Source organism: Haloplanus salinarum (assembly GCF_009762275.1).
Classification (GTDB): Archaea; Halobacteriota; Halobacteria; order Halobacteriales; family Haloferacaceae; genus Haloplanus; species Haloplanus salinarum.
On the sequence record NZ_CP034345.1, the window covers coordinates 687474 to 708013 of the forward strand.

At 70.6% G+C, this 20540-nt stretch carries 21 protein-coding genes; 7 read left to right on the forward strand and 14 right to left on the reverse strand.

Annotated elements, in window-relative coordinates:
- The first annotated feature begins 168 nt into the window (after positions 1 to 168).
- Positions 169 to 1359 carry an alanyl-tRNA editing protein gene (locus EI982_RS04760; protein ID WP_157688394.1) on the forward strand — a complete coding sequence of 397 codons (1191 nt, stop codon included), beginning with the start codon at positions 169 to 171 and terminating at the stop codon, positions 1357 to 1359.
- On the opposite strand, the gene EI982_RS04765 is transcribed toward EI982_RS04760, so the two are convergent.
- Complete coding sequence (locus EI982_RS04765; RefSeq protein ID WP_157688395.1) at positions 1356 to 2576, reverse strand: carboxypeptidase regulatory-like domain-containing protein; 1221 nt, start codon at positions 2574 to 2576, stop codon at positions 1356 to 1358. The two genes, EI982_RS04760 and EI982_RS04765, sit on opposite strands and share 4 nt — an antisense overlap.
- An 83-nt stretch (positions 2577 to 2659) precedes the next feature.
- The gene (gene cysE / locus EI982_RS04770) at positions 2660 to 3274 is read right to left on the reverse strand and encodes a serine O-acetyltransferase (protein WP_157688396.1); all 615 of its coding nucleotides are present in this window, start codon (positions 3272 to 3274) and stop codon (positions 2660 to 2662) included.
- Positions 3275 to 3562: 288 nt separating this feature from the next.
- Between cysE and EI982_RS04775 the strand changes: the two genes are divergently transcribed.
- From EI982_RS04775 to idsA3, 3 genes are all read left to right on the forward strand, one after another.
- Positions 3563 to 4123 (forward strand): HAD family hydrolase, encoded by a 561-nt coding sequence (locus EI982_RS04775; protein WP_157688397.1) that lies wholly within the window; start codon positions 3563 to 3565, stop codon positions 4121 to 4123.
- A gap of 199 nt (positions 4124 to 4322) precedes the next feature.
- Positions 4323 to 5675 (forward strand): ribonuclease J, encoded by a 1353-nt coding sequence (locus tag EI982_RS04780; RefSeq protein WP_157688398.1) that lies wholly within the window; start codon positions 4323 to 4325, stop codon positions 5673 to 5675.
- The gene (idsA3, locus tag EI982_RS04785) at positions 5672 to 6718 is read left to right on the forward strand and encodes a geranylfarnesyl diphosphate synthase (RefSeq protein WP_157688399.1); all 1047 of its coding nucleotides are present in this window, start codon (positions 5672 to 5674) and stop codon (positions 6716 to 6718) included. The genes EI982_RS04780 and idsA3 overlap by 4 nt, the downstream gene beginning before the upstream one ends.
- A 14-nt stretch (positions 6719 to 6732) precedes the next feature.
- On the opposite strand, the gene EI982_RS04790 is transcribed toward idsA3, so the two are convergent.
- The 8 genes from EI982_RS04790 to EI982_RS04825 form a co-directional block, all read right to left on the reverse strand.
- Entirely contained in the window at positions 6733 to 7686 is a 954-nt protein-coding gene (locus EI982_RS04790) for a metal-dependent hydrolase (RefSeq protein WP_157688400.1), read from the reverse strand.
- Between the two features lie 72 nt (positions 7687 to 7758).
- Positions 7759 to 8310 (reverse strand): mechanosensitive ion channel domain-containing protein, encoded by a 552-nt coding sequence (locus EI982_RS04795; protein ID WP_157688401.1) that lies wholly within the window; start codon positions 8308 to 8310, stop codon positions 7759 to 7761.
- A gap of 42 nt (positions 8311 to 8352) precedes the next feature.
- Positions 8353 to 8697, reverse strand: a complete 345-nt coding sequence (locus EI982_RS04800; protein ID WP_157688402.1) for a DUF7116 family protein — start codon at positions 8695 to 8697, stop codon at positions 8353 to 8355.
- A gap of 50 nt (positions 8698 to 8747) precedes the next feature.
- A complete protein-coding gene (locus EI982_RS04805) occupies positions 8748 to 9023 on the reverse strand; it encodes a DUF5816 domain-containing protein (protein ID WP_157688403.1) in 276 nt (91 codons plus the stop codon).
- Positions 9001 to 9366 (reverse strand): HesB/IscA family protein, encoded by a 366-nt coding sequence (locus EI982_RS04810; RefSeq protein WP_157688404.1) that lies wholly within the window; start codon positions 9364 to 9366, stop codon positions 9001 to 9003. The genes EI982_RS04805 and EI982_RS04810 overlap by 23 nt, the downstream gene beginning before the upstream one ends.
- A gap of 48 nt (positions 9367 to 9414) precedes the next feature.
- Positions 9415 to 10083, reverse strand: coding sequence for a DUF8071 domain-containing protein (locus tag EI982_RS04815; protein ID WP_157688405.1), 669 nt, complete (start codon positions 10081 to 10083; stop codon positions 9415 to 9417).
- A 40-nt stretch (positions 10084 to 10123) separates the two neighbouring features.
- Positions 10124 to 11392: a histidinol dehydrogenase gene (gene hisD, locus EI982_RS04820; RefSeq protein WP_157688406.1), complete on the reverse strand. Its 1269-nt coding sequence runs from the start codon at positions 11390 to 11392 to the stop codon at positions 10124 to 10126.
- A gap of 70 nt (positions 11393 to 11462) precedes the next feature.
- Positions 11463 to 11726: a DUF8028 family protein gene (locus EI982_RS04825; RefSeq protein WP_157688407.1), complete on the reverse strand. Its 264-nt coding sequence runs from the start codon at positions 11724 to 11726 to the stop codon at positions 11463 to 11465.
- A 309-nt stretch (positions 11727 to 12035) separates the two neighbouring features.
- On the opposite strand from EI982_RS04825, the gene EI982_RS04830 reads away from it, so the two are divergent.
- Positions 12036 to 13118, forward strand: coding sequence for a putative sulfate/molybdate transporter (locus EI982_RS04830; RefSeq protein WP_157688408.1), 1083 nt, complete (start codon positions 12036 to 12038; stop codon positions 13116 to 13118).
- On the opposite strand, the gene ggt is transcribed toward EI982_RS04830, so the two are convergent.
- Together ggt and eif1A are read right to left on the reverse strand one after the other, a co-directional pair.
- Positions 13115 to 14734 (reverse strand): gamma-glutamyltransferase, encoded by a 1620-nt coding sequence (gene ggt / locus EI982_RS04835; protein ID WP_157688409.1) that lies wholly within the window; start codon positions 14732 to 14734, stop codon positions 13115 to 13117. The two genes, EI982_RS04830 and ggt, sit on opposite strands and share 4 nt — an antisense overlap.
- A gap of 319 nt (positions 14735 to 15053) precedes the next feature.
- Positions 15054 to 15338 (reverse strand): translation initiation factor eIF-1A, encoded by a 285-nt coding sequence (eif1A, locus tag EI982_RS04840; RefSeq protein WP_157688410.1) that lies wholly within the window; start codon positions 15336 to 15338, stop codon positions 15054 to 15056.
- 103 nt (positions 15339 to 15441) lie between these two features.
- Here eif1A and EI982_RS04845 point away from each other — a divergent pair, with 103 nt between their 5' ends.
- The gene (locus EI982_RS04845) at positions 15442 to 16461 is read left to right on the forward strand and encodes an alcohol dehydrogenase catalytic domain-containing protein (protein ID WP_157688411.1); all 1020 of its coding nucleotides are present in this window, start codon (positions 15442 to 15444) and stop codon (positions 16459 to 16461) included.
- Positions 16462 to 16468: 7 nt separating this feature from the next.
- Here the strand turns inward: EI982_RS04845 and EI982_RS04850 are convergent, their stop codons facing one another.
- Together EI982_RS04850 and EI982_RS04855 are read right to left on the reverse strand one after the other, a co-directional pair.
- Entirely contained in the window at positions 16469 to 18115 is a 1647-nt protein-coding gene (locus EI982_RS04850) for a potassium channel family protein (RefSeq protein ID WP_157688412.1), read from the reverse strand.
- A 3-nt stretch (positions 18116 to 18118) separates the two neighbouring features.
- On the reverse strand, positions 18119 to 19441 hold the full coding sequence (locus EI982_RS04855) for an MFS transporter (RefSeq protein ID WP_157688413.1): 1323 nt from the start codon (positions 19439 to 19441) through the stop codon (positions 18119 to 18121).
- A 52-nt stretch (positions 19442 to 19493) separates the two neighbouring features.
- On the opposite strand from EI982_RS04855, the gene EI982_RS04860 reads away from it, so the two are divergent.
- Complete coding sequence (locus EI982_RS04860) at positions 19494 to 20537, forward strand: sodium:calcium antiporter (RefSeq protein ID WP_157688414.1); 1044 nt, start codon at positions 19494 to 19496, stop codon at positions 20535 to 20537.
- Positions 20538 to 20540 lie beyond the last annotated feature (3 nt).

Here is a 20540-nt window from a genome sequence, read left to right on the forward strand (position 1 = left end):
CCGCGGCTTCATGTCGCCGGATGAAAACCTCTTCGTCGAGCAACCGGCCGACGTATGCGCCTTGGATTCAGCACGACCGCTGGAACCAATCACCGACCGAGGATTGACACGGAGACGGACCGGCCGCGAGCCGAACGGATTTATGCGTCGGGCGTCCGACCCCCGCCCATGCAGACGCGCGCTCCTGCCGACCCCGACGTACGGGAGTTCGAGGCGACCGTCACGGCCGCGGCGGGCGGCGAGGTGGTCCTCGACCGGACGTACTTCTACGCCGAGAGCGGCGGCCAGCCCGCCGACCGCGGCACGCTCGCGGGCGTCCCCGTGGTCGACGTCCAGACCGGCGACGACGGCGTAGTACATCACCTCGCCGAGGATCCGGACCTGTCGCCCGGGGACGAGGTGGTCGGCGTGATCGACGACGAGTTCCGGACGTACTGTATGCGTGCGCACACGGCGAGCCACCTCCTCTACGGCGCCGGCCGGCGACTCCTCGACGACCTCGGCTACGGCGGGTTCGACATCGACGCCGAGAAGGTCCGCGTCGACCTCGCGACGACGACCGACGTCGACGACGCGGTGCTGGTGGAACTCGAACGGCTCACCAACCGCGCGGTGTGGGACTCCCGCCCCGTCTCCTGGGAGGAGGTCCCGGTCGAGGAGGCCCGCGCCCGCGACGAGGTGGCGTTCAACACCAAGACCGAAGAGGGCGTGATGAGCGACGCCGACACGGTCCGTCTCGTCGAGGTCGAGGGCTGGGACGTGGCCGCCTGTGGCGGAACGCACGTGGCGAACACTCGCGAGATCGGGCCGATCGAAGTCCTCGACCGGTCGAACCCGGGGGAGGGGCTCACCCGCGTCGAGTTCGCGGTGGGGCCCGGGGCGATCGACCGCCGGGCGACCGTCCGCCGGGCGGCCCTCGACGCCGCCCGCGACCTCGATACGAACGTCACCGACCTCGACGAGGCGGTCGCGTCCCTGCGGGCGGAGCGCGACGACCTCGAAGCGGCGGTACGGACGTACAAATCGGCGGTGCTCGACGCGCGGCTGGCCGATCTGCCGACGGCCGAGCGCGACGGGGCGGTCTGGCGGATCGGCACCGTCGCCGACTTCGACCCCAACGAGGTCGGCGAGGCGGCGAAGGAACGCGTCGGGGACGACGTCGACGCCCTCGCGGTCGTGGGCGAGGGATCGGCCCCGTACGTGGTCGTCGCGACGACCGGCGAGGTGGACGCCGGCGACGTCGTCGACGGGGTGACCGAGCGGTTCGGCGGCGGCGGTGGCGGCGGGCCGACGTTCGCGCAGGGCGGCGGCCTCGACGCCGACCCCGCCGACGTCGTCGCGGCCCTGCGGGGCGGTTAACGGCGTCCGCAGGCGACGGCGAGGAGGGCGAGGATAGCGAACAGAGCGGGGAACGCGCCGAATCCGGGGCTGGTCCCCGTCGTCGTGGCCGGCGTCCCGGTCGCGGTGGGATCCGTCCCCGCCGTCTCCGTCACGCTGGGCGTCGCCGTCCCGCCGTCGCCGATCGCTTCGACCTGCACCTCGTTCGATCGGACGCCGTCCTTGCTGACGTACAGCGTGTGCGTGCCGGGGTCGGCGATCCGCACCGTGACCTCGCCGTTCCCGTCGGTGGTGCCGACCCGTTCCCCGTCGAGGAAGACCGCCGCCACCGCCGCGCCGTCGCCGTACGCGTTGGTCGCCCGGAGGACCGTCCGTTCCCCCGCCACCACCCGTTCGTTGACGGCTTCGAGCGTGATCGATCGCGTGCGCGTGAGGTCGACCGTGACGGTTTCGGCCGTCTCGTCGACCGTCACCTCGCGCTCGACGGTGCGGTAACCGTCGCGGGTCACCCGCAGGGTGTACTCGGTGTTGACCGGGGCGGTCACGGTGACGTTCCCGGTCCGGTTCGTCCGGTCGGTGGCGACGTCGCCGAGGCTGACGGTCGCCCCGGAGACGGAACGCGGTGGATCGAAGTAGGGATCGGCGACGCGGACGGTCACGGGCGCGGAGCCGCGTCGCAGCGCCACCCGGTTCGTGATCGACCCCTCGATATCGATGGACTTGCGCCGGACGTAGTAGCCGGGCTTCCTGACGACGATGGTGTACGTTCCCGCCTGGAGGTCGTCGGACTCGAAGACGCCGTCCGGGCCGGTCGTCCCCGTCTCGTAGGTCAACCCGCCCCGCTCGATGCGCACCGACGCGTCGGCGACCGAGCCGTCGTCGTCGTTCACTTCCAGACGGACCGAACTCCGGCGGTACACGACGATTTCGACCTCGCGCTCGCTCGCGGACTCGACGACGTACGGCGAGTTCCGGACGTATCGCGGGTGCGTGACGGCGATTTCGACCTCGGCGTCGGCGGGGACGTCCACGAACGCCTTGCCGTTGGCGGCGGTCGTTGCCGTCGTCGACCCGTCCGACCACGTCGCGTCGAGGTCGGCGTCGCCGACGGGGTCGCCGTCGGCGTCGCGGACGGTGACGGTGAGCGTTGCCGTATCGCTCGACTGGGCGGCGACCGGAGCCGCGGGGGCCACGAGCAGAAGCAGGGTGACACACAGCACCGTGGGGGGGCGGAACATGAATAGATGTAGACCGTCCGACAGTAAATAACTCGCGGCCGGCGCGCCGGCAGCGGTCAGCGCCCGTCGTCGCCGGTCTCGGCTCAGCAGCGACCCCCATCACAGACGATGCGATCGATCTCCGCGTTCCCGTCGCGGACCGGTTCCCCGTCGTCGACGAGGTGCGTGTCGCCCACGGGACGGGCGGGATTGCCCACGACCGTCGTGTCGGGGTCGACCGGTTCGACGACGACCGCGGCGCCGCCGACGGTCGCCCCCCGACCGATCTCCACGGGCCCGAGGACGGTCGCGTTGGCTCCGAGCATCACGTCGTCGCCGACGGTCGGGTGGCGCTTGCCGTCGACCGGCCGGCGGTTCCCGAGCGTGACCCCGTGGTACATGAGGACGTCGTCGCCGACCTCGGCGGTCGAACCGATCACCACGCCTATGCCGTGATCGATCACGACGCGACGACCGATCTCCGCGGCGGGGTGGATCTCGACTCCCGTAATCAGCCGGGCGAACTGCGAGAGCAGGCGCGCGAGGACGGGGTGGTCGCTCGTCCAACACAGGTGGGCGATCCGGTAGATCCACAGCGCGTGGAGGCCGGGATAGCAGGTGAGGAGGACGAGGCGGTTCCCGGCCGCCGGGTCGCGCTCGCGGATCGCCGCGAGGTCCTCGCTGACGCGGCGGCGGGCGGCGGCGAGGAGGTTACGCATACGTACGAGACCGCCCGCGGTCGCCCGTAGCGACCGGCGGACGCGTTGCCGCGTGGGCCGGGAAGCGGGCGGACGGTTCCGTCGGTCGGCGGGGCGTGAGACACGGACAGGGACAGCACCTCGCGAGCGGGAGAGTGCGCTCGAAGGCGATCCGCTGGCCGTGGTGACCGACGGTCGTCGGCATAAATATCGGTACTCGATACGCCCACAAAAGAGTTCTGACGAAGGTCATCGCCACCGGACGGTCCGACCGAAGCCCCCATTATCGGGGGCGACGTACGCGGAGGCGTGAGCATCCGCATCGACGACCACGACGCCATCGTCTACGACCTCGACGGGACGCTCGTCAGGTTGGCGGTCAACTGGAAGGCCGCCGCCGAGGAGGCGACGGCGGCGTTCGCCGAGGCGGGCGTCGACGCCGACGCGGACCTCTGGTCCCTGCTCGAAACCGCGCCCGAACACGGCCTGGCGGACGAACTGGAGTCGATCCTCGCGGCCCACGAGCGCCGTGGCGCCAAGCGGTCCATCCGCCTCCCGCTCGCCGACCGCCTCCCCCACCGGGACCGACCGGTCGGCGTCTGTTCGCTCAACGCCGAGTCGGCCTGTCGGCTGGCGCTGGACCGGCACGACCTGTCCGCCCACGTCGGCGTCGTCGTCGGGCGGGATTCGGTGGCGACACACAAGCCCGATCCGACGCCGTTGCTGGCGACGGTCGACCGGTTGGGGGCCGATCCCGAGCGGACGCTGTTCGTCGGCGACTCCGAGCGCGACGCCCTGACCGCCGAGCGTGCGGGCGTCGCCTTCGCGTGGGCCGACGCCGTGGCCGACAGCGTCCCCGCCGAGCGGTAGGCCGGACGGCGGCGTGGACCCACGTAGTTTTTATTACCCCGGTGTGTAGTGCCCGCTACCAGTGACCCGCGGGCAAGTGCGGCAGCGGCCGCACGCGGGGACCAGCGACCGACGTGCTGTAAGACGCCGGGGCCGGTGGCCCCCGAGGACGGGATTTGCGTGAGCGGTCCGCCACGTCCGTGGCATTTCAATGCTAACCATGGAAATCGAAATCGCAACGATCGGCGGTTACGAGGAAGTCGGGCGGCAGATGACTGCCGTCCGCGCCGGTGACGACGTCGTCGTCTTCGACATGGGTCTGAACCTCTCGCAGGTGCTGATCCACGACAACGTCGAAACCGAACAGATGCACAGTCTCGATCTGATCGACATGGGCGCCATCCCGGACGACCGGGTGATGAGCGACCTCGAGGGCGACGTCCAGGCCATCGTTCCGACCCACGGCCACCTGGATCACATCGGCGCCATCTCGAAACTCGCCCACCGCTACGACGCCCCCGTCGTCGCGACGCCCTTCACCATCGAACTGGTGAAACAACAGGTCGAGGGCGAGAACAAGTTCAACGTCGACAACGACCTGGTCAAGATGGACGCCGGCGAGACCATGTCCATCGGCGACTCCGGCTCCGTCGAGCTGGAGTTCGTGAACGTGACCCACTCGATCATCGACGCGATCAACCCCGTCCTCCACACGCCGGAGGGCGCGGTGGTCTACGGGCTGGACAAGCGGATGGATCACACGCCCGTCATCGGCGATCCGATCGACATGAAGCGGTTCCGCGAGATCGGTCGCGAGGGCGAGGGCGTCCTCTGTTACATCGAGGACTGCACCAACGCCGGGTCGAAGGGCCGCACGCCGAGCGAGTCCGTCGCCCGGAAACACCTCCGCGACGTGATGTACTCGGTCGAGGATTACGACGGGGGTATCGTCGCCACGACGTTCAGCTCCCACATCGCCCGCGTCACCAGCCTCGTCGAGTTCGCGAAGGACATCGGACGCCAGCCCGTCCTGCTCGGGCGCTCGATGGAGAAGTACTCGGGCACCGCCGAGCGCTTGGACTTCGTCGACTTCCCGGACGACCTGGGGATGTACGGCCACCGGAAGTCCGTCGACCGCACGTTCAAGCGGATCATGAAGGAAGGCAAGGAGAACTACCTGCCGATCGTGACGGGCCACCAGGGCGAGCCGCGGGCGATGCTCACCCGGATGGGTCGCGGCGAGACCCCCTACGAACTCGAAGACGGCGACAAGGTGTTGTTCTCGGCCCGCGTCATTCCGGAGCCGACCAACGAGGGCCAGCGCTACCAGTCCGAGCGTCTGCTCCGCATGCAGGGCGCCCGCATCTACGACGACATCCACGTCTCCGGCCACCTCCGTCAGGAGGGCCACTACGAGATGCTCGACGCCCTCCAGCCCCAGCACGTCATCCCCGCACACCAGGACCTCGAAGGGTTCGCCCCCTACGTCGACCTGTGTGAGAGTCAGGGCTACGACCTGGGCCGTGACCTGCACGTCACGCGAAACGGCAACATGATCCAACTGGTGGAATGACGGCCGACTCGACGGAAGAGCGGGTGCTCGCCGCGGTCCGCGAGCGCCGCGAGCAGGTCAACACGGCCATCGACGAGGACCTTCCCCTCGTGGAACCCGAACGGCTCTGGGAGGCCTCGCGGTACCTGCTGAAGGCCGGCGGGAAGCGACTCCGACCGACGGTGTCGCTGCTGGTCGCCGAGGCCATCGCGGACGTGCCCCCGCTCTCCGTCGACTACCGGCAGTTCCCCGCACTCGACGGCGACGACGTCGACGTGATGGCCGGCGCCCTGAGCCTGGAGGTCATCCAGTCCTTTACGCTCATTCACGACGACATCATGGACGACGACACGCTCCGCCGTGGCGTGCCGGCCGTCCACGAGGCCTACGACGTCGATACCGCCATCCTGGCGGGCGATACGCTCTACTCGACGGCCTTCGAGATCATGGCCGAGACGGGGGCCGCCCCCGAGAACGGTCTGGAGGCGATGCGGATGCTCGCGAACACCTGTACGCGCATCTGCGAGGGCCAGGCCCTCGACGTCGAGTTCGAACACCGGACCGAGGTGCTCCCGGAGGAGTATCTGGAGATGGTCGAGTCCAAGACCGCCGTACTGTACGGGGACGCGGCCGCGACGCCGGCGATCCTGCTCGACGCCGAGGACGACGTCGTCGACGCGCTCTACGACTACGGCATCCACTCGGGCACCGCGTTCCAGATCCAGGACGACGTCCTCGACCTGACGGTGCCCTCGGAGCGCCTCGGCAAGCAGCGCGGCTCGGACCTCGTCGAGAACAAGGAGACCCTGATCACGCTCCACGCCCGGCAACAGGGCGTCGACGTGGACGGACTGGTCGACGCCGAGGACGCCGACGCGCTCACCGACGAGGCCGTCGAGTCGGCGGTCGAGACGCTGAACGAGGTGGGCAGCATCGAGTACGCCCGTGAGAAGGCCCGCTCGCTCGTCGAGCAAAGCAAGGCCGACCTCGATGCCCTCCCAGACAACGAGGCTCGATCGCTCCTCGAGGATCTCGCCGAGTACCTCATCTCGCGGGGCTACTGAGACCCCCTTCTCTCTCACCCCACGACCACGTAGGCGACGGTGTAGGCCAGCCACGCGACCGTGATCGCCGACAGCCCGGTCAGGCCGGCGACGACCCAGTCGGGCGGTTCCACGGTCGGCCCGTCGGCGGTACCGACGAGACGTACCCGCGGTAGGGCGCCGACGAGGCCGACCCCGAGCACCGAGAACACGAACGGGTAGGAGAGGTCGAGCGTCGGCGCCGGAATGAGGAGGACCGTCGCCGCGTAGCCCGCACCGAGGCTCGCCCGCCGGGAGACGACCGTCCGGGGCCGGAGTCCCGTCGCGGCCCCGGCGACGGCGACGGCCGCCCAGACCGTCGCGAGTTCGACGCCGAAGGCGGCGAGGAGGTGGAGCGTCGGGTCGGCGGCGAGGACGAGACGCTCGGCCACGAGCGCCGTGTCGAGGGGGTAGAGCATCGCCGGCGGTTCGCCGGTGACGAGGTCACCGAACGGGTGGGTGACGAGGCCGACCAGCCCCACCGCGAACACCGTCGGCGGGGCGTGATCGGTGTATCGGCGGGCGAGCACCCCGAGGGCCATCGCACCGATGACGAACGGGACGGTGACGACGGCGCCGAGCGGGCCGCTCACGGACCAGGCGAGGACGACGACGCCGGCGGCGAGGGCGAACGCACCGAGGCGAGTGTCCCGACGGGCGGGGCCTGCGAGCGCCGCGACGAGGGCGACCGGCGGGGCAAGTATCAGCGAGTGGGTGACCGCACGGTGGACGAGGTTCCCCGTCGACCAGAACGCGGTCGCGAGGCTCAGGGCGTCGCCGCTCGCGGCGGCCGCGACGCCCACGAGGGCGTACGCGATGTCGACGTCGGGGAGCGCGGCGAAGGCCCCCGCCAGCAGACCGACGGCGAGGACCCGTTCCGCGGTCCAGCCCCGCCGGACCGCGCCGCCCGCGACGATGGCGAACGCGACGGCGGCGTGACCCACGAACATACCACGATTTCACACGGAACGGACATAAAGCACGCGGGCGGGATGACAACGGGGCGCACGGAATCGCCGGTCTCAGACCCGCTCGCGGTCGACTTTCGTCCAACGGGCCTCGATGTCGGCGTTCCCACGGACGACGGTGTCGCCGTCGACGTCGAAGCGGGTCTTCCGGAGTTCGATGGACCGGACGATTCCCTCCATGTCGCCGACGCGGACGGTGTCGCCGGCCTCGAAGTCGGGGTCGCGGAGGAGGTAGATGCCGGCGACGGCGTCGGCGATCATGTCGCTCGTGGCGTAGGAGACGCCGAGGGCGACGAAGCCAGCGGCGGTGCCGAGCGACGCGGCGATGCCCTCCAGTCCCACCACCGAGAGCGTCGAGAGGCCGACGCCGAACCAGAGGAAGACGGCGACGACCGTCGTCAGGAACTGTCGGTAGACGGGCGACTGCCCGCGCATCGTCCGCGCGAGGACGGCATTCAGGACCGTGAGGACGAGTTTGACGAGGAGGACCGCCAGGACGAGAAAGACCACGCCCGTGATGACGGTCGGAAGGGTGTCGACGAGTCGCTCGGCGAACTCGACGAGCGCCCGTCCGACGAGGTCGGACTGGAGTGCGAACTCGGCCATACCCTACCGCGTGGTCGCCGGGGACGTAAAAGTGCGGCGCGGCTACGCCGCCGTTCCGACGCGGTCGACGACTTCGTAGTCCTCGCCCGCGTCTTCGACGCCGATGACCGCCCACTCGTAGTCGGGATCGAGTCCGGCGAGTCGGTCGCGGAGGTCCCCTGCGGCCTCCATCCACGTGACGAAACAGCGGAGGCGATACTCGGATCGCCCGCCGTCCGCGCGCAAGCGTCGCGGCGAGGACGCCTCGTCGGCGTCGAGTGCAGTCACGTGGACGGTCCGCCATTTCCGCTCGGCCCGGAGATCGGTCCCGTCGCCGTCGACGGAGTAGCCGAGGCGACGGAAGATCCGCCGGGCCTCTTCGACGGGTGGCATGGTAACAGGGGCCATGTACGAGCCACTACGGCGGGTCGGATGATAAGTGTTGTCACGGCGAGGGATCACTCGTGAGCGGCGTCCCAGCGGTCCGGTTTCCGGAGGTTGCCACAGGCGTTGCACTCGATGCGCCCCATGGTGTCCATGGCGGTGTCGAAGGCGTCGCAGTTGCCACAGAGGTAGCCCCACCGGCGGTCGCAGTCGGGGGAACAGTAGGCGACGAAGAACGGACCGTGGGTGCCGCGGTCGGGGGCCGTCCGGTCGACGTAGACGGTTACGTCGTCGGGCGCCGAACGGGTCGCGAGCGACGACCCGGGCTCAGGTTCGGAAGGACTCCCCACAGCCACACTCCGAGACGACGTTCGGGTTCTCGACGTGGAATCCCTCGGCCTGGAGGCCGGCCTCGTAATCGAGGACGGACCCGCCGATGTAGTCGGCGCTCGCCGGATCGACGAACACGCGCAGGTCGTTGGACTCGACCACCATGTCGTCCTCTTCGGGTTCGTCGTCGAACCGCATTCCGTAGGAGAGGCCCGCACAGCCGCCCTGCTGGACGAACAGTCGCAGGCCACCGACGTCCAGATCCATCCCCTCGCGATCCATCAGTTCGAGGGCTTGCGTGGCGGCTTCGGGGGTGATCTTCACCACACCGTCGCTCGCCCCGCTCGCGTGCTCCGTGCTCATGAACGCCTATACACCGTCGAACGTGTTAACACTGACGGGAAGACGTAATCATTCCTCGTTACGTTCGCCGCGATCCGTCCGGACGATCCGGACGGCCCGTCGACACGCAGCCCCGAGCGGGTAGCCGACGGCGACGACGGCGACGCTCCCGACGGCGGCCACGCCGGCCGCGACGGCGACGGCATCGGGCAGGGAGACGACCCGCTCGCCGCCGTACGTGGACACGACGGTGCCGTAGCGCGTGACGGCGACGCCGAAGACGGGGCCGGCGACCAGGAGGCCCGTGGGGACCAGCCCCGCCCTCGCGGCGGCACCGGCGGCGGCCAGCCCGACGAGCAGGGCCGCGCCGACGAAGACGACGATTCGGGGATCCGTGCCGGTCCACGTGCCGACGAGCCACCGTTCGAGCGGGCGGTAACCGGTCGTCGACGCGACGGCGCCCGCGGTCAGGGCCGCGAGGACCGGCGTGATCCCGACGAGGATCACGGAGACGGCTGCTCGACGACCGAGGACGAGCGCCGCGAGCGGACCGCGGACGACCCGTGCGACGGGCGCACGGAGGGCAGCGAGGCGGTGGAGTCCCGAACGGGTCAGGCCGAGGGCCGCCACGAGTCCCGTGACGAGGGCGGCGAGGAGCCAGCGAAACCCGGCGGAGAGGCGTTCGAGCGACGAGCGGGTTCGACTCAGGGCGGTCGGAACGGCGTTGGAGGGACGCATCGTCGGCCCCTTCGCGGCCCCGGGTACTCAACGTTGTGGACTACTCGAACCGGCGGCGGACGCTGTCGGCGTGGCCGTGGAGGCCCTCGGCCTCGGCGAGAGTGGTGATCGTCCCCGAGAGGGCGTCGAGGGAGTCCCGGTCGAGTCGTTGGACGGTCGTCGAGCGCAGGAACGTCTCGACCGAGAGGCCGCCGAAGCGTTTCGCGCCGCCGCCGGTGGGGAGGACGTGGTTGGTGCCGGAGGCGTAGTCGCCGGCGGCGACGGGGGTGTACGGGCCGAGGAAGACGCTCCCGGCGCTGTCGATCCGGTCGAGCAGTTCCTCGTCGTCCTCGGCCTGGATCGAGAGGTGTTCGGCGGCGTACTCCTCGGCGAAGAGGACGGCCTCCGACATCGAACGGGCGAGGAAGACGCCGCTGGCGTCGTTCGCGAGCGCCGCCTCGACCGTCTCCGCCCGTGCCATCCCCGGTGCCCGGGCGTCGAGTTCGTCGGCGGTTGCCGCCGCGAGGTCGGGGTCGTCCGTCACGGCGACGACCGAGGCGTGGTCGTCGTGTTCGGCCTGGGCCAACAGGTCGGCGGCGACGTAGGCCGGATCGGCCGTCCCGTCGGCGAGGACGAGCACCTCGCTCGGGCCGGCGAGGAAGTCGATGTCGACGTCACCCCGGACCTCGGCTTTGGCGGCGGTCACCCAGCGGTTGCCCGGGCCGACCACCTTCTGGACGGGTGTCACCGTCTCGGTCCCGTAGGCCATGGCGGCGACGCCCTGCGCGCCGCCGACGCTGTAGACGGCATCCGCACCCGCCTCGTGGATGGCCGCGAGCGTCGCCGGGTTCAGCTCCTCGGCCGGCGGCGTCGCCACCACGACGTGATCCACCCCCGCCACCTTCGCGGGGACGACCCCCATCAGCGCGCTGGAGGGGTAGGCGGCCGCGCCGCCGGGGACGTAGACACCGACCCGTTCGAGCGGACGGAACCGCCGCCCGAGTTCGCGGCCGTCGAAGTCCTCGCGCCAGTCGTCGGGGCGCTGGCGCTCGTGGAACGCCCGGACGTTGTCCGCGGCCTCACGGATCGCCGCCAGGACGTCCGGATCGACGTCCTCGTGGGCGGCCGCCGCGGCGTCGGTCACGTCCAGGTTGCCGACCTCGACGCCGTCGAACTCGCGACAGAACTCCCGAACGGCCACGTCGCCCTCGTCGCGGACGCGGTCCACGATCCCACGGACGTCGTCGCGGACGCCCTCGACCCCCGCGTCGCGGTCGAACAGCGCCGCCCGCTCCGCGGGGCCGAGCCCCTCGATTTCGCGTACTTCCATACCGACACGTTGCGCGGGCGGGCGAAAAGGGATTCCGGTTCCCGGGGCGGAACCAGTCGGTCCCGGGCAGTCACTCGGGCGGGTTGTAGGAGTGGCCGACGACGAACGCGACGGCGTTCAGGGTGAGCAACCCCGCGAACGCGAGGCGGTGGCCGGTCACCGTCCCCGTCGCCAGCAACGGGAGGTACGTCAGGGGGAGCAGCGTCGCCAGCCAGAAGGCGACGAAACGGATGGGCAGGGCCGCGTACGTGAGGGCCGAACGGAGGGTATCCTGGAGGGCCGGGGTCGGTTCGGCGGCGGTGCCGTCGAGGGGCCTGGATTCGGGCGTGGACATGGTGACTGGCTCCACTCATCGCTTGTCCCCCCACCCCCATATAGGGGGCAAATCGTTGCGGTGTCTTCGTGTCGTTTCGCTCGATTAACGCGACCGAACGGTCGGTTCGGATCGTTTTACAACGGCCGCAAAAACGTTTAGAAAATTCACGAAGCTCCGAGAGCGGTTTAGACGCGTCGGGCCCCGATCGCCCCGCTCGACCGGCCACCGTCCCCCGGACGTAACCGAAACCGGTCACATCACCGCCGAATCGTACTATATATCAGTTTCTCGATGCTTCTTTCCCCGTCGAGCGGGAAGGCGGGGACGATGTCGTTGGCTAGTTGGCGCGGAACGCGGTTCGGTGTCGCCTGGGGCGAGGTGACGGGGGCCGTCGGGGACACCGTCACCGTCCTCCCCATCGTCGTCGCCGTCGCGGCGCTCACCGACCTCTCGCTTGGTCGGCTCCTCCTCGGGTTCGCGCTCTTTCAGGTCGTGTGGGGACTCTACTACGGCTATCCGATATCCGTCGAGCCGATGAAGGCGCTCGCGGCCCTGGTGATCGCCGGTGGCCTCTCGGGTGGGGAGTACGTCGCCGCGGGACTGCTCGCCGGCGTGACGCTCCTCCTGGTCGGGACGACGGGGACGCTGGACCGGCTGGCGCCCTACGTCGGGGAACCGGTCGTCCGGGGCATCCAGGTCGGGGTGGCGCTCGTCCTCCTCCGGACGGGCGTGACGACGGGGCTCGGGGCCCCGCGACTCGCCGCGCTCTCCGTGGTCGTCGCCCTGGCCGCCGTCGCGCTGGGCTACCGGAACGCCGCCGCCCTGGCGGTCCTCGCGATGGGGGGCGTCGTCGCCGCGGGCGCCGCCGGGACCGTCACGCCCCGGCTCCCGACCCCCGTGCTCCTCGATCCGTCGACGCTCGTCGTCTCCCGGAACGCCGTCGGCGCGACCCTCGGCCAGCTTGCCATGACCGTCGGCAACGCCGCCGTCGCCACCGCCCTGCTCGTCGACGAATACTTCGACGCCGACACCTCGCCCGACGACCTCTCGACGAGCATGGGCGTGATGAACCTGCTGGCGATGCCGCTGGGGGCGATGCCCATGTGTCACGGGAGCGGCGGCGTGGCCGGCAAGTACGCCTTCGGCGCCCGGACCGCCACCTCGAACCTCGTCCTCGGCGGGTGCTACCTCCTGCTCGCCGTCGTCGCCGTCGACCTCGTGGCCGCGTTCCCGATGGCCGTCCTCGGCGTCGTCCTCGTCCTCGTCGCGGTGGAGCTCGGCCGGGCCGGCGCCGACACCGAGGATCCGCTCCTGACCGGCGCCATCGGCGTCCTCGCGCTCCTGACGAACGTCGGCGTCGCCTTCCTCGCCGGCCTCGTCGGCTACCACGCCCTCGCCCGACTCCGCTAGAAGCCCGCGGCGCTCCCGTCCTTGCGGGGCTCGGTCGCCCCCGAGATGACGCCGTCGGCGACCCGCGTGATCTGGCCGCCGCCGAACTCCGAGGCCGGCTTCACCACCACGTCGTGGCCCCGACGGGCGAGTTTCGGGAGCAGTCCCGAGGGGAAGCGGTCCTCGACGGCCAGCGACCCGTCTTCGAGGTAGCGCCAGCGCGGGGCGTCGAGCGCCGCCTGGAGCGGCATGTCGTAATCGAGGAGGTTCGCGAGCACTTGGAGGTGGCCCTGTGGCTGCATGTACCCGCCCATGACGCCGAAGGCCGCCCAGTCGTCGCGGTCGAACCGGACGAGCCCGGGAATAAGCGTGTGGAAGGGTCGCTTGCCGGGTTCGATCCGGTTCGGATGGTCGGGGTCCAGCGAGAACGAACTCCCACGGTTCTGAAGCGTGATGCCCGTTCCGGGGACGACGACGCCGCTCCCGAAGTGGCCGAAGATGGAGTTGATGAAGGAGACGACGTTGCCCGCCTCGTCGGCGACCGTCAGGAGGACGGTGTCGCCGTCGCCCGGGGCGCCGGGTCCGCCGACCGTGACGGAGCCCGCCCGCTCGCCGACCGTCGCCGCCCGCTCGGCGGCGTAGGACTTCGATCCCAGCGGCGGCACGTCCTCGAACGCGGGGTCGGTGATGTAGTGGTGGCCGTCGTGGAACGCCCGCTTCAGCGACTCGGCGAAGTAATGGACCCGGTCGGCGGCGTCGTAGTCGTGGGCGCCGGCGTCCAGTTCCTCGGCGACGTTCAGCGCCTCGAGCGCGACCAACCCCTGGTTGTTCGGCGGGAGTTCGTACACCTCCGCGCCGCGGTAGGTCGTCGAGACGGGATCGACGTACTCCGGTTCGAAGCCCGCGAGGTCGTCGGCCGTCAGCAGGCCGCCCCGCTCGCGCACCGTCCCGGCGATACGCTCGGCGAGCGGTCCCTCGTAGAGGGCGCCGGCTCCCTCGGCCGCGAGGGTGCGGAGCGTCGACCCGAGGTCCGGAAGCCTCACCACTTCGCCCGCCTCGGGCGCCCGCCCCTCGATCAGGTACTCCTTGCGGGCGTCGTCCCGGGTGAACAGCGTCTCGGCGACCGTCCACATATCGGCGATCACCTCGCTGACCGGGAAGCCCTCGGTCGCGTAGTCGATGGCCGGCTGGAGCGCCCGCGACAGCGACAGGGTGCCGTGGTCGTCGAGCAGCGTCTCCCACCCGCGGACGGTGCCGGGGACGGTGACTGCGAGTGGACCGTCCGCCGGCATCGACGCCGCGTCGGGGTCGGTTCCCGTCCGCTCGGCCACGCGTTCGCGGACGGTCCCGACGGTCGCCGCGGCGGGCGCCCCGCCGCAGGCGCGGAAGGCACCCACCTCGCCGTCGGCGGTGCGGTAGAGCGCGAACGCGTCGCCCCCGATGCCCGTGCTCATGGGCTCCACGACGTTCAGCGCCGCGGCCGTCGTCACCGCCGCGTCGAAGGCGTTGCCCCCCCCACGGAGGGCCGCGACGCCCGCCTGCGTGGCGAGTGGCTGGCTCGTCGCCACCAGCCCGTCCTGTGCGTACACCGTCGACCGCCGCGAGTCGAAGCGATCGAGGTCCGGTTTTTCGTCCATGGCGACTATCCCCGGAGGGAACACAAAAGTCGTTGGGTATGGGGCCAGTATAACCGTAAGAACGGGACGGGAGTTGCGATATCGTCGGCCGTTCGTGTAGTCAAAACAGTCGGATCCGCGGAACCGTTCGATCCGTCCGCTCGGACCGGGGTTGGGACTCGACGGTCGACGCGTCGTGAAAAACTCGGTCGTCGGGGCCTCCGGTCGCCGTCGACCGGGACCGACCAACGGCGGCTTCGTACGGATTATTGTAACTGTTCACCGGTGGTTCGCCGGACTGTCCTGGCGAACCTCCGGTCATGACTTACAATAAACAGTCTCAGTCGATGTGGCCTTCGCGGCGCAGCTGGTCGGCGTCCTTCCCGGAGTAGCGCCACTCGATGTTCGCCTTCTCGTCCTGCCAGTCCCACGGCTCGACGAGGACCACGTCGCCCTCGTTGATCCAAGTGCGGTACTTCATGCGGCCGGGGATGCGCCCCATCCGGTTCTCGCCGTCCTCACAGCGGACGCGAACGTGATTCCCGCCGTTGTGCTCCGTTACCACGGCGAACAACTCGTCGTCGTCGGGCATTCGGAGGTTCCGACGCCCTGTCTCTTCGCTCATACGATCACTTCGCGGCCCGCACGGTTAAGTCATCGGAGACGCCCGGTAACGTTTCGCACGCGATACCCCTACGCTTACGTCGCCGGCGGCGCACCTCCGACCGATGCGTGCCGCTGCATTCACCGAACTGATCGGACCGGACGGCGTGAGCGTCATCGAACGGGAGTCCCCCGAACCGGATCGGGGCGAGGCGACCGTCGACGTCGACGCCTGCTCGATCAACCACCACGACCTCTGGATCCTGAACGGTGCGTCGGCGATGGTCGATCCGACGGACCTCCCCTTCGTCAGCGGACTCGACGTGGTGGGGACGGTTCGCGAGGTGGGCGATGACGTCACCGCCGTCGCCCCCGGCGACCGGGTCGTGCTCTGTCCGAACGAGACGTGTGGGCACTGTCGGTTCTGCCGGGAGGGCCCGGAGAACCTCTGTGCGTCCTACTCGCTGTACCACGGGGGGCTCGCGGAGACGGCCCGCGTCGAGGCGTCACGCCTGATCCCCCTCCCGGACGACGTGGACGCGACGACGGCGGCGGCGCTCCCCACGGCGTATCTGACCGCCTACCACATGCTCCGGCGGGCGGAGCTGGAGCCCGGCGACCTCCTTTTCGTCCCCGGCGCGACCGGCGGCGTCGGCGTCGCCGCCGTCCAGTTGGCCGACGTGCTCGGCGTCCGGAGCATCGGGACCTCCTCCTCGGCGTCGAAACTGGAGACCGTCGCGGAGCTGGGCGCCGATCACACGATCCAGGGCACCGATCCCGACGACCTCCGGTCGGCCGTCGAGTCCATCGGCGCGCCCGACGCCGTCCTCAACCACCTCGGCGGCGAGTACACCGACCTCGGCATGGGAGTGATGCGCCGCGGAGGACGGATGATCGTCTGTGGCCGGACCGCCGGCCCGACCTCCGAAATCGACATCGCGGACCTATTCCGGGGACACAAGCGGATCGTCGGGAGCACGATGGGGACGCAGGCGGACCTCGAACGGCTGGTCGACCTCGTCGCCGTGGGTGACCTGTCGCCGCGGATCGACCGCACCTTCCCGCTCGACGCTACCGACGAGGCCTTCCGGACCATGGCCGAGCGCGACACGGTCGGCAAACTCGTCGTGATGCCGGGCGAGTAACGCCCGGTCAGTCGCCGCGGGACCCCATCGTCTCGGTGAAGCGGTTGGTCCCCTCGTCGGTGCCGGCGATGACGAGTTCGTCGCCCTCCCGGATCCGGAACTCGGGACCGAGGTCGGTCACCACCTCGCCGTCCCGCTCGACGCCCACGACCGTACACCCGGTTCGCGCGCGGACGTCCGCCTCGCCGAGCGTCCGCCCGACGAGACCGGGGGCGTGGGTCCGGATCACCTCCACCTGCTTGTCGAGCGAGATCACTTCCTCGTCCTCCAGGATCGTGGAGGCGAGCATCCGGCCGCTGACCGTCGCCAGCGAGAGGACGTAGTCGGCGCCGGCGCGGTACATCTTCTGGACGTTCTCGGTCTCCTCGGCGCGGGCGATCAGCTCGATCGACGGGTTCAGGTCGCGCGCGACGAGGATAGCGAACTCGGTGAGCGTGTCGTCGGGGAGCGCGAGGATGACCGTGTGGGCGTCCTCGATACCCGCCCGCGCCAGGGCGTCGGGATCGGTCGCGTCGCCGACCACGTCGACCGACGGGTCCTCCACGTGGTCCATGACAACGTGTGAGACGTCCGCTCCGGTGAGCGCGTCGGAGATGGTCCGCCCGACCTCGCCGTGACCGACGACGACCGTCCGCCCCCGGCGGAACGAGCGCACGGCCGACAGGGTCATGTCCTTCAGTCGCTCGATCTGTCGCTCGCGACCGCTGACCAGCAACACGGTGCCGCCGTCGAGGACGGCGTCGGGATCCGGCGGGCTCTCGAACTCGCCGCGGAACCACGCCCCGATGACGTTCGCCCCCGCTCGCTCGCGGATGCCGCTCTCGGCGATGGTGCGGCCGACGAGTTCGCTCCCGCGGTGGATCGGAAGCTCCGCCACCTCGAAGTCCTCGCCGACCTCGATGGCCTCGCCGAGTTCCGTCGAGACTCCCGTCGTCACCTTGGCGGCGAGGCCCTCGCCCAGCAGCGCCCGGGGCGAGAGCACGTCGTCGGCGCCGGCGAGGCGGTGGTACCGCTCCCGCTCGGGGTCGTCGACGACGCTCACCGTCCGGACGTCCTCCGCCACCTCCTTCGCAGTCAGGACGATGCTGGTGTTCACTGGGTCGGTGTCGTCGGCGACGAGGGCTCGAGCCGCGGGGAGGCGGGCGGCCTCCAGGCTATCGACGGACTGGGGATCCGCGTGGATCACGTCGTACCCCTCCTCGTAGCGGTCCCGGGCGCGCTCGCGGTCGGGTTCGAGGATCAGGTAGTCGACGTTCCACGAGTCGAGTTCGTCGACTAGGGTCTCGCCCCGCGGCGTGAGCGTACAGACGACGACGTGGTCGGTGAGGTCCTCCTCGGCGGCCGCGGGCACCGTCGTCGACATGGCCTCCTCGAACAGCGGGAAGACGAGCACCGGGAGCGCGAGAAAGATGAGGACCACGCCGGTCAGATCCATCACGATGACCAAGAGGTTCATCGCGGCGCTCGACCACGGGGCGTCGGAGCCGTACCCCGTGGTCGTGAACGTCTCCACGACGACCTGGAGCGCGTGCAGAAAGCCGATCGGCGAGCCCTCGAAGAGACTCATCCCGGCGTCGTAGGCCGCCGCGTAGCCGAGCATCACCCCCACCAAGATGACCACGTAGATCAGCGTCCGGCGCTGCCAGGTGTCCATACCTCAGTCTGGACCGTCCGTGGAATAAACCGTCCGCTCCGTTCCGGCGGTCCGCCCCCGCCCGACGCGTCGCCGAAGGAGGAGAACGACCCCCGCGCCCGCCACGACGAGGCCGCCCGCGACGCCGAACGTCCACAGGTATCCCCTCGCGGCCAGCCACCCGCCGGCGACGCTCCCGACGCCGCCCGCGAACGTCGAGAGGGCGCTGTACACCCCGAGAGCCTCCCCGCGGACGATCGGTGGCGAGAGTCGCGTGACGAGCGTCCCGGCCGAGACGGCGACGACGGCCCACGCGAAGCCGACGGCGACGAACAGGGCGACGGTCGGCGCCAACGCCCCGCCGGTCACCACGAGGGCCGGGAACGCGACGCCCCTGACCGCCAGAGCGCTCACGTGGACCAGCGTCACGTCGTACCGCGCCGTGAGCGTCGCGGCGACGCCGAAGAAGGCGGCCGCGGCGACGTTCAAGGCGAGATAGAGGCCGAAGACGCCGGAGTCGCCGACGCCGACGCCCGCGAGGTAGGCGGGGAGGGGAGCGAAGAAGGCCCCGAACCCCGCGAACGCGAGCGCGACGGCCAGGAAGAAGACGGCGAGGTCGGGGGTGAACCGGCGCACGAACCGTCGGGGATGGAGGCCGCGGACGTCCATCCGACGGGGGGTGAAGGGGAAACTCGCGCCGCGGACCCCGAACGGCCGCGCGGCACGGAGCGCGCGGCGCAGGCGGCGGGGTGCCGGGGCGGCGCCGGGGCGGTCCGGGTCGGAGTCGGCGGGGAGCGACCCGACGGCGACGAGACCCCCGACGCCCGCGCTGGCCCCACAGACCAGACAGACGGCACGTTGGGCGGCGATCGCCGACCAGCCGAGCCGATCGCCGGCGAGGACGACCACGAACCCGACGAGCAGGCCGAGCGCCCACCCGACCCCCTGGACCTCGTTGAGGCGGGCGATCCGGTCGCTCCACGCCGACTCCGGCGTGTCGACGACGGCGAGGAGGGTGAGGACCGGCACCGCGGCGGCGAAGGCGAGCCAGACGGCCGCGTTCGCGACGACGACGGCGGCGATGGAGTCGAGCAGGGGAACGGCCGTCAGGGCCACGGCGACGGTGCCGACCGCCGCGAGGACGTACCGCCGCCGGCGACCGGTACGGTCGGCGAGCCACCCGACCCCGAGGGCTCCGGGCGTGCCGGCCGCCGCGGCCACCGCCGCCAGGACCCCGAGCGTCGCCGGCCCGCCGCCCAACTCCACGACGTACAGCGGGACGATGAGCGACGCGCCGCCGAGGCCCAGCGAGGCCAACCCCCAGGCGTAGAGCCACCGATCGGACACGTCCGGCCACTCTCCTCCTCGGCACTTATACTGGCGGGTGCCCGGAAACGGGATGGGTTTTTGCCCTTCCCGGCCGACCACCCGGGCGGTGCTCGGTCCCACGCTCGCAGTCGGCCTGGCGCTCGTCTCGACGGCCGTCATCTGGACGGGGAGCGAGCGGCTCGAATCGTCGGCGGGGCGGCTCAGCCGCCACTACGGGCTGCCGGTCGCCGTCCACGGCGCCGTCGTCGTCGCCGTCGGGTCGAGCTTTCCGGAGCTCAGCTCCGTCGTCATCAGCACGCTCGTCCACGGCGAGTTCTCGCTCGGCGTCGGCGCCATCGTCGGCAGCGCCATCTTCAACCTGCTCGTGATCCCCGCGGTGTCCGCCCTCGCGAGCGAGGAGTTGGAGACGACCCGCGACATCGTCCACAAGGACGCCCAGTTCTACATCATCAGCGTCCTCGTCCTCTTTCTCACGTTCGCCCTCGGCGCGACGTACGTGCCCGGCGGGACGAACGAGGCGGCCATCCTCACGCCCACGCTCGCGGTCCTCCCCCTGCTCACCTACGGCGTCTACGTCTTCCTCCAGTATCAGGACACGCGCGAGCATACGGCCGCCCCGCCGTCGGACGTCGCGGTGCGCCGCGAGTGGGGGTGGCTCGTCGTCGCCCTCGTGCTCATCGCCGTCGGCGTCGAGGGCATCGTCCGTGCCGTCCTCGCGCTCGGTGCCCTCTTCGACACCCCCTCCTTCCTCTGGGGGGTCACCGTCATCGCCGCCGCGACCAGCCTGCCCGACGCCTTCGTCAGCGTCCGCGCGGCCAAGGAAGACGACAGCATCACCAGCCTCACGAACGTCCTCGGGAGCAACACGTTCAACCTCCTCGTCGCCATCCCGGTGGGGGTCCTGCTGGCCGGATCCGCGACCATCGACTTCCTGGTCGCCGTCCCCATGCTCGGGTTCCTGGCGTTCGTGACGCTCGTGTTCGTCGTCCTCACCCGGACGCACCTCGAACTGACCGACCCCGAGGCGTACGCGCTGCTCGGGCTCTATCTCCTCTTCCTCGCGTGGATGATCCTAGAGACGCTCGGCGTCATCGAGGGCGTGCGGGGGATCTGACCG